Genomic DNA, 16260 nt, shown 5'->3' with positions numbered 1-16260 from the left:
CCAACTAATTAAAAAGCGGATTCTACAACAGTGGAATCCGCTTTTTTTATATTCAATTTATGCACCGCGGTTAATTGGTTAAACTAGTCCGGTTTGAAAATACGTATATTTTCCCGCTTAAATAGATGCAAATTTCAAATTTCGGCGAATATTATCGTAACTCCAGTTATAAATAACAGCATAAGCTACGAAAAACAGAGAAAGCCCGATATTTATTATGAAAACAGAAATGAAATCTCGATCCAGTGCCCACATAATCATCGGCATGCTCACAGTCAATAAGCCTATTTCAAATCCAACCCCATGAGCTAAACGTTTTAAAACACCTCGAGATAAACGCTGCGCACCAAATATTTTGTCAAAACCCAGATTATAAAGATAATTCCAAACCATTGCGGTAAGCGAAAGGGAAACGGCTAAGCCGCTGACTGTTGCCGGGTTATGCTCAGTAAATGCTTTAGAAAAACTGATTAATATAATCAGCGCTATTAATTCAAATAATATGCTGTGAATAATACGTTCTTTGATAGACATGCTTTTGTTCCTGTTAACTATAAATTTACAGTCAATGTATATGAATATACAATGAGATCTAGTTAGTTAGTATCAGTTTTGGTGATAGTATGTATAACCTAGAACAGTTAAAAATGTTTGTCCTGTGCGCTAAGCTGGGCTCTTTTTCTGCCTGCGCGAAGAAACTGGGCAAGGTCCAGTCTGCGGTAAGCCAGGGCATAGCAAACTTAGAAATTGATGTTAATAATCAACTATTTGATCGTTCGACACGTAAGCCGAGATTAACCGAGGCTGGTCAGCACCTGCTGACTTTTGCGGAAGCTGCTCTGCTGCAGGTACATGAATTTGAGTGTGCGGCTAACGCGCTGAATAATAATGAAGAAAGTAAACTTAGCATGGTCATTGATGACGGCCTGATGCTGGAGCGCTTTTATAACATTCTTGAACAGTTTGCAGCGCGTTTTCCAGCGACTTCACTGGAGGTCTTTACTGCAGCCAGTTCCGATATTATTGACCTGATAAAAAATGGCCGTGCTGATATTGCACTGATGTACAGCGATATGTCATTTACCAGCGAAGTTGACCAGTGTTACATAGGCAGCATAGCATTTGCTGCAGTAGTTAGTCCCGTTCATCCGTTAACAAAACATTCAATCGTATCAGCTCCGCAGTTAACAGCGCATCGCCAGCTTATGGTTAAGGGCTTATATAATAATCAGTCTCAGTCAGTGCCTCTAGCACCGCTAATATGGTGGACAAATGATTACCGTATGCAGCTGCGCTATATAGAAAAGGGAATCGGCTGGGGTTACTTACCCAGACATTTAGTCGAAAAAGAACTCATTTCCGGCCAACTGCATGCATTAAAACTAAGTTTTGATCACAAGCCCTGGTCTGTCCCCGTTGAGCGTATTACCCCGAAAAATAGGATCATGGGACCGGCCTGTATCTGGCTGGCAGAACAACTTACTACCCTGCTTGAATAAACGCAGGAAACAGATTTTATTACACGATAGATAAAAAGACACTGAACCCGCAACTGCAGACAATACAGTCAATAATGCCGAGTTCAGTGCTTGTTAGAGAAAAAATGTAAATACTCTATCCTGCGCTTCCTGCTCAATTGTGCAGCTTTTCAAGTAGATCAGGGTTTATCGATATCACTGCTGCTCTGGTAAATCCATAGACCTTTGCTGCATACCAGTACATCTGTACCGCTATGCACATAGCTTCCATCTGTATAACTAATATCATTAAAATAGCAGCAGGGCAGCTCTTCCACTTCCTGCCTGAGTACATCAAATTCTTCATCAGTATCATCAACAATAGGCGAATTTTTCATTTCAGGAACTTGCGCACCAACGTTAGCAATAGATTTAACTTGATTCATAATAAGCATTCCTTAGCGTAAAAAACAGCAGGCAGTCTGCAACAGCAGAAAACCCTGCACATGCAGCGAATAAAGCCTTGTAAGTATAGCTGATAATACTGTAAACCACAGATTATACTGTATTAAATATGGATCATTAATTAAATTAGAGCAGCAGTCCACACTGCTGTCTACTAGCAGATAAAACTTGTGATTAAGCAGCGCTGAGCTTAAGAAAACTGCAGAGTCTTCTTTAATAATCTTTACAGATACAACATCTTAACAATTTATCAATCTGTTCTAACAACAATCTATTAAAAAACATTTTATGTTGACTATAATCTGATACATAGGCAGATAAGCGTTAGCCTCAATATGATATAGATGCTGATGATAACTTGCTCTAAAAACAAACGTATTTTCGAATAAATAAACGGCTTTATCAGCAGACAAAACTAAGCAGCATATCCTGACAGAAGAGTACAAGCACAATGGATAATTTTGAAGATCTGAATATTCTGATTTGCGATGATTCAATCACCAATGTTCTAATTCTAACTAAACTGGTTGAAAGTGAAATTAATGCCGGTGTTATTACACTTACTGATCCGAGAAAGATTGCATCTACCCTGATAGAGCAGAGAATCGACTTAATCCTACTGGATCTGGAAATGCCCCACCTCAACGGCTTTGAGGTAATGGAACAAGTGAGAAAAACCTATGAGCCCGATCAACTCCCGATTATCATTATTACCGGTACAATCGGTATAACAACAAGAAACCGCGCTTTAGAAAGCGGCGCAAATGATTTTATCAATAAACCCGTTGATCAAATAGAACTCATATTAAGAGTAAAAAACTTACTTAAAATCCGTGTAAGCTACCTGCTGCACGAGAAATGTAATCAAATACTAGAGCAGAAAATACAGCTTAGGACACTACAGTTAAATAAATCAATTCACTCCTTACTACACAGCCTTGCTGTCGCCGGCGAACTAAAAGATGACGATACCGGCAAACATGTCTTCCGCGTAGGAAAGTATGCACGCATATTAGCCGAAGGTTACGGACTTCCCGCTGAACTGGTCAATATGATTGAACAGACCGCGCCTTTACACGATATTGGTAAAATAGGTGTGCCTGATAAGATTTTACTAAAACCCGGGAAACTAGACGATGCAGAACGCATAATAATGGATAAACATACTATTTTTGCTGAAGCGCTGATCGGCAGTAATGACTCAGATATAGTACAGATGGCTAGAGTTATTGCGCTTTCACATCACGAACGCTGGGACGGAAAAGGTTACCCGTCTAAATTGCGGGGTGAATCGATTCCCATTGAAGGACGTATTACTGCTATTGCAGATGTCTTTGATGCACTGACAACACAAAGATCTTATAAAGATGCCTGGCCCGTTAAAAAAGCTGTCGATTATATTAATGCGGCCTCTGGTGAGGCCTTTGATCCGGCTTTAGTAACGGTTTTTCAAAAAAATATATCCAGTATTATTGAAATCAGCAAAGACTTTGCTGATTAGGCATAAATACATTCCTAGGGACTACTGCACAAAATCACAGCTTCAGCAGTCCCTTAACCAATTTTAGGGCGATGCTGCTTTCCTGAAATTTCTGTTCTTGTACTACTTTATCCGCGGCAAAAAGAAACAGATTCTCAACTAAATTGTAATAACTCAGTGATAACTCCGTAATTTGTGCTGTTTATACTTTTCATTGTTGTTAAACAACACAAGGAGTTCACAATGAATAACAAACAACTCGCGGCCGCCGGGTTAATCAGCCTATTCAGCATAGGTGCCGGCGCTAAAGATCTCAACATTACCATAACCAATCTCAGCTACGGCATCTATTTCACACCGATTATTGCAGCGGCTCACGACAACAGCACCAATATTTTTACGCCTGCCGCCGATGCCTCTGCTGAACTGCAGGCCCTCGCCGAGGGCGGTGATATATCAGGTGTCAGCGGCAGCCTGGCAGCGGCCGGTGCAGATATAGTTGAAAATCCGGCAGCTGGTTTGTTAGCCGGCTCAGCAGGCAGTAGTTTTACTTTATCAGCATCTGCAGGTAACAGATACTTGTCACTGGCCGCTATGATGCTGCCGACTAATGACGGATTTGTTGGTTTAGACAGCTGGAAAATACCAAGCAAAAACGGCACTTATACTATCTGGTTGAATGCTTATGATGCCGGCACAGAAGCAAACGATGAACTCATTGTCGGTGGAGCCGGCGGTGCACCAGGCGTTCCAGGTATTCCAGCGGCACCAGGTGGTGATGCAGGGGTTAACGGCACAGGAGTCAGTGATCCGCAGAGTAACGGCAAGGTTCATATTCATCGCGGCGTGGTTGGTGACGATCTGCTCAACGCAGGGCAAAGCGATCTGGATAAACGTGTGCACCGCTGGTTAAACCCAGTCGCTAAAGTGACAGTAACCGTATCGGGGAAAAAACATTAAAAATTAACTGAAATAGAATCAGAAGGAAATAAAACTCTACTGAGCAAATCAGGGTAGATCTGGCAAACAGCTCTGCCCGCTTCTATGATATTAGAAACCTCTGATGCACTGGCAGCGAGAATGGTAAACAGGAACAATTATGCAGGACTCTATACTGATCGTTGAAGATGATCAGGATATCGCCGAACTGATTAAGGTACATATGCAGGATCTTAATATCCATGTTGAGCTGTGTGACAATGGTGATACAGGTCTGGATATGGCTCTCCGCAGAGAGTATTCTCTGCTCATCTTAGACATCACCCTGCCCGGCTGCAGCGGCCTGGATATATGCAGACAAATACGTCAGAGCAGACCTGAGCAGGCTATTTTAATGTTAACTTCACGCACCTCTGAAATAGACAGAGTAGTCGGTCTAGAAGTGGGTGCTGATGACTACATGACTAAACCTTTCAGCATTCGCGAGCTGCAGGCAAGAGTGCACGCTTTATTACGGCGGGTACACCTGTTAGAAAGCAGCCGCAGCCATACCAGTGAGCAGAGCCAGGACGAAACACTTATCCGCAGCGGCAGGCTGAAAATTGATCTGCGCAGTCATCAGGCACTGCTAAATTCAAAAATATTAGACCTTACTTCCACCGAATTTGATTTATTAAGTTTTATGGCACGCCATCCTAATCAGGTATTTTCACGCACGCAGCTGCTTGAGCAGGTATGGGGTTATCAGCATAGTGGTTATGAACACACGGTTAATTCTCATATCAACCGCCTGCGAAACAAATTGTCAGTAGATACAAAAACAGCATTAACCGATCAAGTCACTCCAATTATTCAGACGGTATTCGGGGTAGGTTATAAATTTAACCCCGAGGGCGCTGCTGAATGAAAATAACTTTATATCAAAGGCTGTCGCTGTCTCTGGTTATTATATTCATCTTAATTGCCGGTCTATTTTTCTGGTGGTCAGCAAACCTTGAACAGTTATCACGTAACGAAGCAGAGCAGCGTCTGCACCTTTCGATTGCAGATCACCTTGCCCAGGATAATCCATTGTTAAAAGAAGGCCTTTATGATCATGAGGCATTAAAGAACCTGTTTCACAGCTTAATGATTCTAGGACCCAGCTTTGAATTTTACCTTCTTGATGTCGATGGAAAAATAATCAGTTATTCGGCTGAGCCAGGTAAAGTTGAACGGCAAAAAGTGGATCTTAAACCGATAAAGTCCTTCATTTCTCGCCGGCAGTCATTACCAATCTACGGTGATGATCCAAGAAACAATGAAGGTCAAAAAATATTCTCAGCTTCAGCTGTCTACAAGGGTGATAAACTACAGGCTTATTTATACATCATCATTCGCGGTGAAATTTATGACTCAATTTTTTCAGACATTCAGTCTAATCAGCACCGTTCTCAGTCCATCGGGCTGCTGCTGGGTGCGGTTATTTTCTTTTTTTTCGCAGTTCTTGGTTTATTACGTTTTCTAACTTTACCGTTACAAAAGCTCAGCAGCAGTATGCGCGCTTTTCGTCTTGCCGGATTTGAAAAATCAAAAGTACAACTTAATGACTGGCCTTCAGCCGAACATAATGAAGTACATGAATTAGGCTCGGCATTCAATGAAATGGCAGAGCAGATAAATTATCAATTGGCACAATTGCAAAACAACGATAAACAGAGACGCGAATTATTAATGCACTTGTCACATGATTTAAGAACCCCGCTTGCTTCACTACAGGGTTACCTTGAAACAGTAAAATTAAAAGGCCGCGATCTATCCGAGCAGCAGCAGCAGCGCTTTATTGATATTGCTTTTAAAAATGCCAGCCAGTTAAATAAACTTGTTGAGCAGATATTTGAATTAGCTCACCTTCAGGACGAACAGGTCACGCTCAATTTAGAAAGCTTTCCTTTGGGCGAGCTGCTTCATGATATTGCCGCTAAATTTTCATTCAAAGCAGGCGAAAAAAATATCAGCTTAAGGGTGCAGCCTGAACAATGTACATTTAATGTCTATTCCGATATCGGCAAGCTGGAGAGAGTATTAACTAATCTTCTTGAAAATGCCGTCCGTCATACCGCTGAAAATGGAAAAATTATTATTAAAGTTTCTGAAGAAGCCGGTAACCAGCTTAAACTGCAGGTAATTGACAACGGAAGCGGCATTAATGCTGAAGAACTAGCCTATGTTTTTGATCCAAGATACCGCGCCAGTAACGCGGTTGATGATCAAAAAGAGCACAGCGGGCTAGGACTGGCCATCACTCATAAATTGTTAAGCCTGTTAAAATCTGATATTCGTGTGAGCAGCGAATTAGGACGTGGGACCACTTTCAGCTTTAATCTCAACCGCGGTCGTTAATCTTAAAATCAATTCTACCTGTGCACTTTAAGCCCGAGCTGTATATGCTGGTACGCAGATCCGAACATCTAACTTTGCACTGCATATCAGCAAAACAGCTTACAAATCAACTTTTGACTGTTCGCGTAATTCCCCGCGAATATCCAGAATTTTACGCTTATAAATAAACTTCACCATCTGGTAGTTAACCTGTGGTGCAAACCAGGCAATAAGCGTGCGGTCATTTTTTCCCGTCTGCTGCAGACGATATGTATCCAGTTTACCAAATTTAGTATCTGTTTTTTCTTTACCTGTTACTTCGAAAAAATAGTGTTCCACGGAGTCAGATGTCTGCATATAGAACTCGAAATGTGTCCGGCCTTCTTTAAGGCCTTCACTGATTTGCAAAAAAAGCGTGTTAAAATCAATGATTTTTTCTTGTTCGTTTGAAAATGTCTGGCGCTTCCCATTCCGCAGTATAGTGCTTTTATGTCCGTCTTTAAAAAATTCTGCTGTCATACTGACACGAGAAAATCCAACACTGTTTCGTTGAAAACTTTTACTTAAAAACATCTGCGAGTTTTTATCCCAGTATATTTGAGAAAGCTGATTACCACCGAAATAGATATACAAAAAAGATAAATCAGCGCGAGTATCAGCAGTGATTTTTTCTCCCTCATATTGTAATTCCCGGATTATTTCTCCTACGGTTATTTTTTTGTAAAAAAGATCATATGTATAGCGCTGCTTTACAGGTTCAGACTGCGGGCCATGCGATGCCGACAGCTGACTGCTGCAGAGCGATAAAAACAATAGAAGAATTAAACTTTTATAAAACAAATTAGCACCTTATATTTTCTGATTACAACAGTGAATAGAAGTATAGGAAATTTTCTAACTGATGCGCGACGGTATAGTTTTAGTTTTGTAAAACCTGTCTTGCGTAACGAACTATTTCCTGTGAAATCTGTTTATTTATCCCTTTAACTAAAACCCAGCTGTGCCAGTAGAGAGTTTCAATCAGCTGCTGCTGCGGGCAGATATTAATTAAGTCACCGTTTGCCAGTTCATTTTCTATCTGCAGCTGTGGAATTAAACAATAAGCCAGACCGCGTTTGGCCAGATCAACAAACGCTTCAGATGAACTAACTCTATGACAGTAATACTCGCTGGAATCGAGTTTAAAATGTTTACCGATAAAGTGCAGGTGCATATTATCTTTCTGATCGTAGGTGATGCCCGGAGCCATTTTTAAGCTGGCTTTATTAACTCCCATACTGAAGTATCTGTTTTTAAACTCCCTGGAGGCCACCAGGATATAATTCATTTTACCCAGTTTAAAAGAGCGGTAACCAGGTAAAGGCTGCTCAACATTAGTTACACCGCCGATAGCCTGACCTGAGCGTAATTTGTCCAGCGTATGTTCACCGCTTGCAATCAGCAGATTCATCTCTACCAGATTGTTTTTTAAAATTGGCGACATCGCATCGATAAACCAGGTCGCAATACTGTCCGCATTTACCGCGAGCGATATTTTAATCGGTTTACTCGGCGTATCTGAAGATAAACTCGGCAGTAAATCACTCTCAAGCTGCTGCACCATTTTGTAGTGGCTTAAGAGCTTTTCTCCGGCAGGTGTCACTGTTAGCGGCTGACCGCGAATAACAACCGGCTGGCCGAGTTTTTCCTCCAGGCTTTTAAGACGCAGCGAAACTGCCGGCTGACTGATACACAATTTTTCAGCGGCAAGTTCAAAACTCTGCTGTTCAATCACAGCATTCAATGCGGCTAATAATTTATAATCAAACCCCTGCATAAGCCAGCCTTATCTACAATAAAATATATTAATTATACTTATTGTATTTAGCGATGCAAAATCTTTACCTCTTACACACAAAGGTCTGGAGGTAAAATGAGCTTATTATTAGCAGCGAAAGGTTTTGCATTAGGAATCAGTATGATCCTGCCTATCGGCAGTCAGAATGCGATGATGTTGAATCAGGCCATAAATCGAAATCATCATATAGCAGCAGCAACGCTTTTTGCTCTCAGTGACATCTTATTAATAATAGTGGGTGTAACAGGCGGCAGTTTACTGTTAGCCGGCAGTGCGATGATGTTTAATCTGCTGACCTGGGGCGGCATTATCTTTTTATGCACCTATGCATCACTGTCAGTAAAGTCAGCGTTTAAACAGGCGGAACAAAACGGGAGACAGACTGCGGTCAAAAAACCGCTGAAAATAGTTTTACTCACCTGTTTACTTGTTACTTTTTTAAATCCGCATGTTTATATTGATATGATCATGATAATCGGCAGTGTCGGAGGACAATATCAGGGAAGCAGCAGGATCTATTTTATGCTCGGTGTAATGTCGGCATCAATTGTATGGTTTTATACGCTGGCAGTCGGTGCTGCTAAACTGTCTAAGCAGCTGAGAAGAAAAAATATCAAACGTGCCGTTGATATTATCGTCGCCGTTATTATGTTCTCTATTGCCTGGTCGTTATTCAGCGCCTGGTTAGCTTACTAAGCCGGATCCTATGCAGATTCATTTAAGTTATCACAGCTGTTAAAGCGTTAGTTTAATAATTAATAATACAGCTGACAAAGGCAGTCATTACACTGTCGATTCTTTTGCTAGTTAAACAGTTGATTTAAAGAAAAAGTGTTGATTTATTTTACACACCGCCATTTAACATAATTGCAACATATTGATTATAAACAAGCAGCTCGCTTGGTATGTATCTTGCTCTATCAACTAGAGGAACAGAATGTTTCTGATAACTCTATCCTTGATATTAATATAAATTTATGGAGGAAGCATATAATGTTAAAACTACTTTCAGCGGCACTGCTTGCCATGATAATGAACCCAGCCTGGGGCGCGGTCATTATGATCGGTGATAACGACGGTTACGGCGCAGGAATTGCCGATAACGCAGATCACCCGCCATTCCGCCCTATTTATGACGGCCGTGATGCTGCCGAAAAGCTCGCTACAAACGGTGCACAATATACAGATACATACAGCACAGCGCATCCCGGCTACGGCCCTCAACCAGGTACCATAACTACATTCTCTTTTACCGGCCTGGGAAACGGCTGGACACAAGGCAGCATGTGGTTTGATATGGCAGACTTCCAGGCATCTACCTTCGGCGCTGTTATAACCACCTATAACGGAATTGTACAAAACTGGGCGTTTAATGACGGTTATCCAAAAACTGTAGTACGCCATTTTGATCTTGCGCAGAACGTTCTAGACAGCATAAATCTATTAGGTACCTTAGACGTAGTGATTGACCGGAACGGCTCTGGTGATTTCTACGGTTTTGATTACGCACTGCTTTCAAATAGAAGCGGGGATGATACCGACCCTAATAACGATCCAACAATCGGAGTACCGGCTCCGGCTGCATTAGGCTTACTTGTAGTGGGTGTAGCAGGCTTAGTATTACGACGCAGACGCAGAGCTTAATACTATTCATAATAAAAAATTAAAGCCTGGATAATGATTCAGGCTTTTTTATTGCTGTTTTTTTATTTCACTGAAATAACACAAGCTTTTAAACACTAGCGACTGCTTATTTACTGCAGGGATAAGCAGAATATATTCCTGATGTTCAGGGTTTCTTTTAACAGGTTCAGCTCTTTTATCTTGCTTGATCCAGAACTTTATTTACCGCTTTAAGAATTTCAGTTTTATTAGAAGGTTTTAAAAGATATCCATTCAACCCTTGTTCAGCCCATTTTTTGATCAGATCTTTATTTTTATTTCCCGTTAAGGCAATAACGGGTAAACTTTTTCCACCTGTTACTGCCTTGATTTGTTTGGTTGTATTAATACCGTCTAACTGGGGCATAAACAGATCCATCAATATAAGTTCGTAACAGTTCTTTTTTATTTTCTTAAGCGCACTTAAACCGTCATCAGCTACATCAACAACAAAATTTTCATTGCTTAGTACTTTAACCAGCATATCCCGGTATAAAACATTGTCCTCTACCACTAATATTCTTTCTTTTCCTCGTGCCGGCGGCTCTGCTAACGCTTTTTTCAGGCGCGACGCTCTTTTATCAGGGTTTGTATCTGACATTTCATTGATCATAGCAACACGGCTTTCAAAGGTTGATAAACCGTTTTTTTGCGCTAATAACTGCCCGATAAGACTATCTAAATTAAGCCTTATATTGGTTTCTAAATCCGCAAGCAGCGGCTCAATATGGGTTTTATTTATCTCATCCAAAATAGCTGTTGAAGCCGCAGAGGCGCTGCCGGCCTCAGCTGGTTCCACTGCATTAATAACTTGTTTACAGGAACTGATTGAGCCTAACAAAGACTGTTTCCATTCACCACTCTGATCAATTAATGACGACAAATTTTCGCCGATATTTTCAAGTTCCTCATCATTTATTCCCGCATATTTGGTCGAGGCCTGGCTGGACTGCAGTCCGTTATGAACAATCATTTTTAATCTTAATTTTTCATATAGAGGCTGATAGACAAAATAATCGTCAAACAGCCCTTTTAAACAGCAGCGGAATGCGGCGGCTGATTCTCGATTGTTACATAACAGAACACTATGGTGAGGATAATCCAGACACTTATTCTCAATAACCTGGTTATACAGTTCAATATTCCTTTCAATCGTGCTTAACGCCAGCAGAATAACCGCTGGTTTACACTTGTTGATAATCAGACCTATTTTGCTGTTTACCGGGATAGTCCGGTACTCTTCAACCTGTTCAGCTATGATACTGGCGACGCCTAAAACGTCTTCTTCATTTTCATAAATCATGATCACTTCAGGGTCTCGGCAAGCAATTTTAGATTTAGACTTAGAGCGATTAGCCATTTTTAACCTCTTTATGCACAAGTAATAGAGACTCTTTTATCTGTATTATTTTCTGTTTACTTTTTTCTTTATTGTTTTCTACAGCCGAGTGTTCTAACGCCTCTAAAAGATCTGCTGTCTGCTCGGCTCCGACAGCTTTTGCAGAGGTTTTCAAAAAATGCGCTTCTTCTTTTATAGCAGCCAGATTTTTTTCATTGTACAAAGCGGCAATTTTTATAAGCGATGTTTTTGCCTGCTTTAAAAAATCGATTTCAAACTGACGAATACTCTCCCTGTCATCGCCAATCAGATCGATCATTACATTACGGTTTAATACTTTTCTTTCAGCCATTTACATACCACCTGGTCATTACCTTCTGAAGATCTTTCAACACAACCGGTTTACTGACGAAATCGTTCATTCCTGTCGAATAACAATATTCAGCATCACCAGCCATAGCGGCTCCTGTGATAGCAATAATCGGAATTTCAGCTTTGCTTTGTGTTTTTTCCATCTCCCGGATACGTTTTGTCATATTGTAACCGTCAAGATTGGGCATATGGCAGTCCGTTAATATCAGCTTATAATCATTAGCCAGCCATTTATCTATTCCCTGCAGGCCGTCATTAGCCAGATCACACTGATAACCTAATGTCGAAAGCTGTTTTACAATTAGTTTTTGATTTAAGGGATTATCTTCAACAATTAATACATCAGACAGCAGTTCTTCGGGGGGGGCGGTTTCACTATCCAAATCTAGATCTAAATCAAGTTCCAGATCTAAATCGAAGTCAAGGTCTGTCTCAATATCCCCTATCGAAAAATCACCTTCCTGTCGAGATTCTTTATTATCCAGCAGCTTTTGTGTCAAAATCAGCAGCTGCATTTTTGTCATTGGATTAATAGGTAATATGCAGCAGGCAGGTATTAACTGTCTGATCTTCTTGATTTGCGCCCGCGGCGCCCCCACCAGTAAATTATCTACAGTTTTGTTTGTCTGATAAATATACTGCAGCTCATCCAGCTGATTTATATTCGTATCCAGTAATAAAAGTACAACATCATAATTATTTAAAGTATCAGTAATAGATGCAGTATCTACCGCCTCAACCTCGGCATATTCACTGCTCAGATACGCTATCACTGTTTTATTTAATGGATACTGATCGGTAAAATGCGTTACTGCCACGGTTTTATTCTGCAGACAAGGCAGCTGCTGCGTTTTTGCTTTGGAACGCCAGAAAGGAATTTCAATACCAAATGCAGCTCCGCTGCCAAGGCTGCTGTCTAAGGAAACAGTTCCGCCCATTAAACAGGTCAGCTTCCAGCAGATAGCCAGACCTAAGCCGGTTCCTCCATATTCCCTTGTAGTAGAAAGCTGTGCCTGAGTAAAAGGTAAAAACAGTTTTTTCTGCGTTTTTTTATCAATACCTATACCGTTATCCGTTACGGTAAACAATACCTGATAAATAATACCATTAGTTTCAATGACTTTAGTACGCAGTGTCACAATACCGGGTTTATCTTTACTAGACTCGGTAAATTTGAAAGCGTTACCAAGCAGGTTGAATAATAACTGCCTTACCCTTACTGCATCACCTTCGAGCAGCTTGGGTAACTTGGGATCCTCTTCAACAATAAATTCAATAGATTTACTGTTAGCTGTAGGCAGAAATAACTGCACAACATTATCAACCACCTCTGCAACGGAAAAATCACGCTGTTCTAACTGCATTTTTCCAGCTTCAATTTTTCCTATATCGAGAATATCATTTAAAATATAGATAAGGTTTGTTGCCGAAGTACTTGCTGTTTCAATAAGATCCATTGATTCTAAAGACTGTTTAGATAATGCCAGTAAGTCTAAAGATCCTATAACCGCATTCATCGGGGTTCTTAGTTCATGGCTCATCATAGACAAAAATTCAGTTTTAGTCTGACTTGCATTTTCTGCACGCTCTTTTGCCTGCTGCAGCTCTTTGGTGCGCATAGAGACACGTTTTTCTAATTCACTGTTTATTTTTTTTAACTCTGTCTGAATACTGTTAAGTGCCGTATGATCAAAACAAACACCATCAATTCTGCTGTTATTACCAAACAGATCTTTACTGACTTTACCTTTTCCAAGAAAATATTTGACCTGTCCACCGGGGAGTACTGCTCGATATTCCTGTTCAAATTCTCTGCCCGTATCTAAAGAATCCTGAATCGCTTTAAATACATCATCAACATCATCCGGATGAAGACGCTCTGACCATTTATCTAAATTTCCAATATCTTCTGCTTTTAAGGCAAACATATTATTTGCCTGTATACTCCAGTCCCAGATCCATTCCCCCTGTTTATTTTTTTCCGCCCGCCAGGTACCTATTTTACCAGCCTCAAAAGCCAGGTTTTTTTCTTCAATCACATTTTTAAGGGCTAATAAAACTTGTTTTGATTTGGTCGAATCGTTCAGCGAACCAACAAACAATAAGTCTCCGTCATCAGAAAGAGAAGCCTCGCTTTTTAATTCAAACCATTTGTCCTGCTGAGCAATTTTTACTCGAAATTCAAAGTCAATTCGATCTCCAACATTCACAGTATCGGTACCAAAGGCCAGAAACTTAGCCTGATCCGAAACGGCAACTTTTTCCACCAAATCACTCCAGACCGGCTGCGTATCAGCATCAAGACCAATTAATTCTTTAAGCTTTAATGAAAAATATAAACCGTGTGTCTGCGGTGTATATTCCCAGGTACCAATATCTGCACTTCTCACAGCCTGGTTAAGCTGTTTTAATTTATTTTCAGTAATATTCTGCGGCACAGTCTGCACATTAACCGTATTGAATAAAATACAATACTGCCCCTGCACCTGCGTGTTTTCTTTTATGCTCAGATACACATTTTCTTTTTGTTTTTCATGAAGTGATAGAAGAGCGTAAATATACTCATTATTTTTAAGCATCTTTAAAAAATAGGTTTCAGATTCATTTTCTGCTTTCTCAGGAAAAGACAACAAGCTCAGTACTTTTAAACCGATTAATGTGTCAGCTGAAATTTTATACTGCTCAGCAAAAGAGGAGTTTGCAGTAATAATATTGCCTTGACTGTCACAGACTAAAATCGGGTATGGTGTAATATCAAATGCGCATTGAATCGTCATTGACCTTTTCATCCTTGCTGTCAAATTGCTTTATTGATAAATAATAGTATCTCTTTGATAAAATAGCATTATATCCAATTGATCTATAGGGACAGTTTTATGACATCAATTTGTTATTAGTTTTCAAATAGGAGCAGAGGAGATAAACAGCAGGCAGTATAAACAGTGATGCAGATGATAAAGCCGGGTACAAAAAGAAAATAACTGCAGATACGGATGAGAAGAAAATTAAACTCACCCGTCGATAAGATGTGTAGCCGTTATCATTTAAAATGCATTTCGATTGCTAACGGCTATATAAATTTTGTGATCTATTTACGTCTTAACCAGAACAATGCACCGTCCACTGCCCGCCAGGTTTCTTTACCAGCCAGATTAATATAGGTAAGTGCCTCGCTTTTATCTCCGGCCTGATAAGCCTGAGGTGTCTGTTTGGGGATTTTAATCTGCCCGGTCAGATATTTTTCGAGATGTTTATTGGCTTTTTTAAGCTGTTTCTTTATCAGTTTTGACTCTTTACTGTCCCCGGACTGGGCAAACAACATCAGAGCTTGTGCCGCCAGCATAAAGGTACTTCTTTCTTCATATAGATTAAGCAGCCCTTCAACTTCTGACCAGCGCTGTTTAATAATCAAATAATTGACCAGTGGATAACGATTCGCCTGATTATCATTCGGGTTTAATTCAATAAGCGCCTGCAGTTCATTAATAGCCGGATCTATCAATCCTTTTTCAAAATTTATCTGCGCACGTCGTGCTCTTAATACCATGTAAGGGCGAATTTCCGGGTTAAGCCACATATGGCCCTTATTGTGTTTTTCAAAATCTGGGCCTAACTGTGACACTTGAAACGAGATCATCTCCTCAAGCAGGCGACAGGCATTGTCATCACTCTGGTGCATAATAATCTGCGTAATTTCACGAAAAGCCTGTTCGTCGATTTTATTCTCTTCTGGCTGCGCACTTTCTTGTGTCTCAGAAAAACGCATCTCATGAATGAAATCAGCAATTAAAGTCGTTAATAAGCGCTTCATACGATGCCCTTCTAACTGGTAATCCTCGCTGCGCTTAGAAAATATCTTCTTGGCGTTTTTTATGCAGCTAAAAGCTGTCAGTGTTTCTTTAATGAATAACAGATCATCTCTATTCCGATCAGATAAAACCTGCACATCAATAAAATCAAGCGCTTTAATCATACCTAAGCACCAGTTAGGTAATGCAGATGCAGGTGCTAACGAAGTGGCAAAATCCGTTTTAGAAAGTACGCACTTTGCAGGCAGCTTAATTTTCATCTCCATCACATCATCCATTTGTGATGTGTAGATCTGCAGTACTGCCTGCATCTGTTCTTCATTTTCCAGCGTAATATCGCCGAACAGATCTTCCATCCAGACTGACGGAACTATTAATTCCGGTGAGCATGCTAAGCCCATAAAATAACCTTGAATAAAATAATAATCCGGTTTTAATGAGCTTAGGCTGGAAAACTTAATGGTTTGAAGACGTGCTTTTTGTGGTGAGATCATAATATTAATTGTCGATTCTTGAAAAATAAGCAAGCTTACTCTTTT

General features: G+C 40.4%; 15 protein-coding genes. 7 read left to right on the top strand and 8 right to left on the bottom strand.

Annotation, left to right across the window (positions count from 1 at the left end):
* Nucleotides 1-117: 117 nt before the first annotated feature.
* Entirely contained in the window at nt 118-534 is a 417-nt protein-coding gene (locus G337_RS0120300) for a PACE efflux transporter (protein WP_028865457.1), read from the bottom strand.
* A gap of 89 nt (nt 535-623) precedes the next feature.
* Here G337_RS0120300 and G337_RS0120295 point away from each other — a divergent pair, with 89 nt between their 5' ends.
* Nucleotides 624-1499, top strand: a complete 876-nt coding sequence (locus G337_RS0120295; RefSeq protein ID WP_028865456.1) for a LysR family transcriptional regulator — start codon at nt 624-626, stop codon at nt 1497-1499.
* Between the two features lie 158 nt (nt 1500-1657).
* Here G337_RS0120295 and G337_RS0120290 read toward each other — a convergent pair whose 3' ends face one another.
* A complete protein-coding gene (locus G337_RS0120290) occupies nt 1658-1903 on the bottom strand; it encodes a DUF1496 domain-containing protein (RefSeq protein WP_028865455.1) in 246 nt (81 codons plus the stop codon).
* Nucleotides 1904-2373: 470 nt separating this feature from the next.
* Here G337_RS0120290 and G337_RS0120285 point away from each other — a divergent pair, with 470 nt between their 5' ends.
* The 4 genes from G337_RS0120285 to G337_RS0120270 all read left to right on the top strand — a co-directional run bounded on the left by G337_RS0120285 (nt 2374) and on the right by G337_RS0120270 (nt 6723).
* Entirely contained in the window at nt 2374-3423 is a 1050-nt protein-coding gene (locus G337_RS0120285) for a response regulator (RefSeq protein ID WP_028865454.1), read from the top strand.
* A gap of 222 nt (nt 3424-3645) precedes the next feature.
* The gene (locus G337_RS0120280; protein WP_028865453.1) at nt 3646-4362 is read left to right on the top strand and encodes a spondin domain-containing protein; all 717 of its coding nucleotides are present in this window, start codon (nt 3646-3648) and stop codon (nt 4360-4362) included.
* Nucleotides 4363-4501: 139 nt separating this feature from the next.
* The gene (locus G337_RS0120275; RefSeq protein ID WP_028865452.1) at nt 4502-5248 is read left to right on the top strand and encodes a response regulator transcription factor; all 747 of its coding nucleotides are present in this window, start codon (nt 4502-4504) and stop codon (nt 5246-5248) included.
* Complete coding sequence (locus G337_RS0120270; protein WP_028865451.1) at nt 5245-6723, top strand: sensor histidine kinase; 1479 nt, start codon at nt 5245-5247, stop codon at nt 6721-6723. Before G337_RS0120275 ends, G337_RS0120270 begins: the two co-directional genes overlap by 4 nt.
* A 99-nt stretch (nt 6724-6822) precedes the next feature.
* Here G337_RS0120270 and G337_RS0120265 read toward each other — a convergent pair whose 3' ends face one another.
* Nucleotides 6823-7542 (bottom strand): DUF3108 domain-containing protein, encoded by a 720-nt coding sequence (locus G337_RS0120265; RefSeq protein ID WP_028865450.1) that lies wholly within the window; start codon nt 7540-7542, stop codon nt 6823-6825.
* A 79-nt stretch (nt 7543-7621) separates the two neighbouring features.
* On the bottom strand, nt 7622-8518 hold the full coding sequence (locus G337_RS0120260; protein ID WP_028865449.1) for a LysR family transcriptional regulator ArgP: 897 nt from the start codon (nt 8516-8518) through the stop codon (nt 7622-7624).
* Between the two features lie 96 nt (nt 8519-8614).
* Between G337_RS0120260 and G337_RS0120255 the strand changes: the two genes are divergently transcribed.
* Entirely contained in the window at nt 8615-9235 is a 621-nt protein-coding gene (locus G337_RS0120255) for a LysE/ArgO family amino acid transporter (protein WP_028865448.1), read from the top strand.
* A gap of 297 nt (nt 9236-9532) precedes the next feature.
* Nucleotides 9533-10183, top strand: a complete 651-nt coding sequence (locus tag G337_RS0120250; RefSeq protein WP_037028246.1) for a PEP-CTERM sorting domain-containing protein — start codon at nt 9533-9535, stop codon at nt 10181-10183.
* Between the two features lie 175 nt (nt 10184-10358).
* Here G337_RS0120250 and G337_RS0120245 read toward each other — a convergent pair whose 3' ends face one another.
* The 4 genes from G337_RS0120245 to G337_RS0120230 form a co-directional block, all read right to left on the bottom strand.
* The gene (locus tag G337_RS0120245; RefSeq protein WP_028865446.1) at nt 10359-11561 is read right to left on the bottom strand and encodes a response regulator; all 1203 of its coding nucleotides are present in this window, start codon (nt 11559-11561) and stop codon (nt 10359-10361) included.
* On the bottom strand, nt 11554-11892 hold the full coding sequence (locus tag G337_RS0120240) for an Hpt domain-containing protein (protein WP_028865445.1): 339 nt from the start codon (nt 11890-11892) through the stop codon (nt 11554-11556). The genes G337_RS0120245 and G337_RS0120240 overlap by 8 nt, the downstream gene beginning before the upstream one ends.
* Complete coding sequence (locus tag G337_RS0120235) at nt 11885-14689, bottom strand: response regulator (RefSeq protein ID WP_028865444.1); 2805 nt, start codon at nt 14687-14689, stop codon at nt 11885-11887. The genes G337_RS0120240 and G337_RS0120235 overlap by 8 nt, the downstream gene beginning before the upstream one ends.
* Nucleotides 14690-15000: 311 nt before the next feature.
* Nucleotides 15001-16248 carry a UPF0149 family protein gene (locus tag G337_RS0120230; protein WP_028865443.1) on the bottom strand — a complete coding sequence of 416 codons (1248 nt, stop codon included), beginning with the start codon at nt 16246-16248 and terminating at the stop codon, nt 15001-15003.
* Nucleotides 16249-16260 lie beyond the last annotated feature (12 nt).

Source organism: Psychromonas aquimarina ATCC BAA-1526 (assembly GCF_000428725.1).
Lineage (GTDB): Bacteria > Pseudomonadota > Gammaproteobacteria > Enterobacterales > Psychromonadaceae > Psychromonas > Psychromonas aquimarina.
The sequence above is the reverse complement of the archived record's forward strand: the minus strand, read 5'-3'. Positions and strand labels throughout refer to the sequence as shown.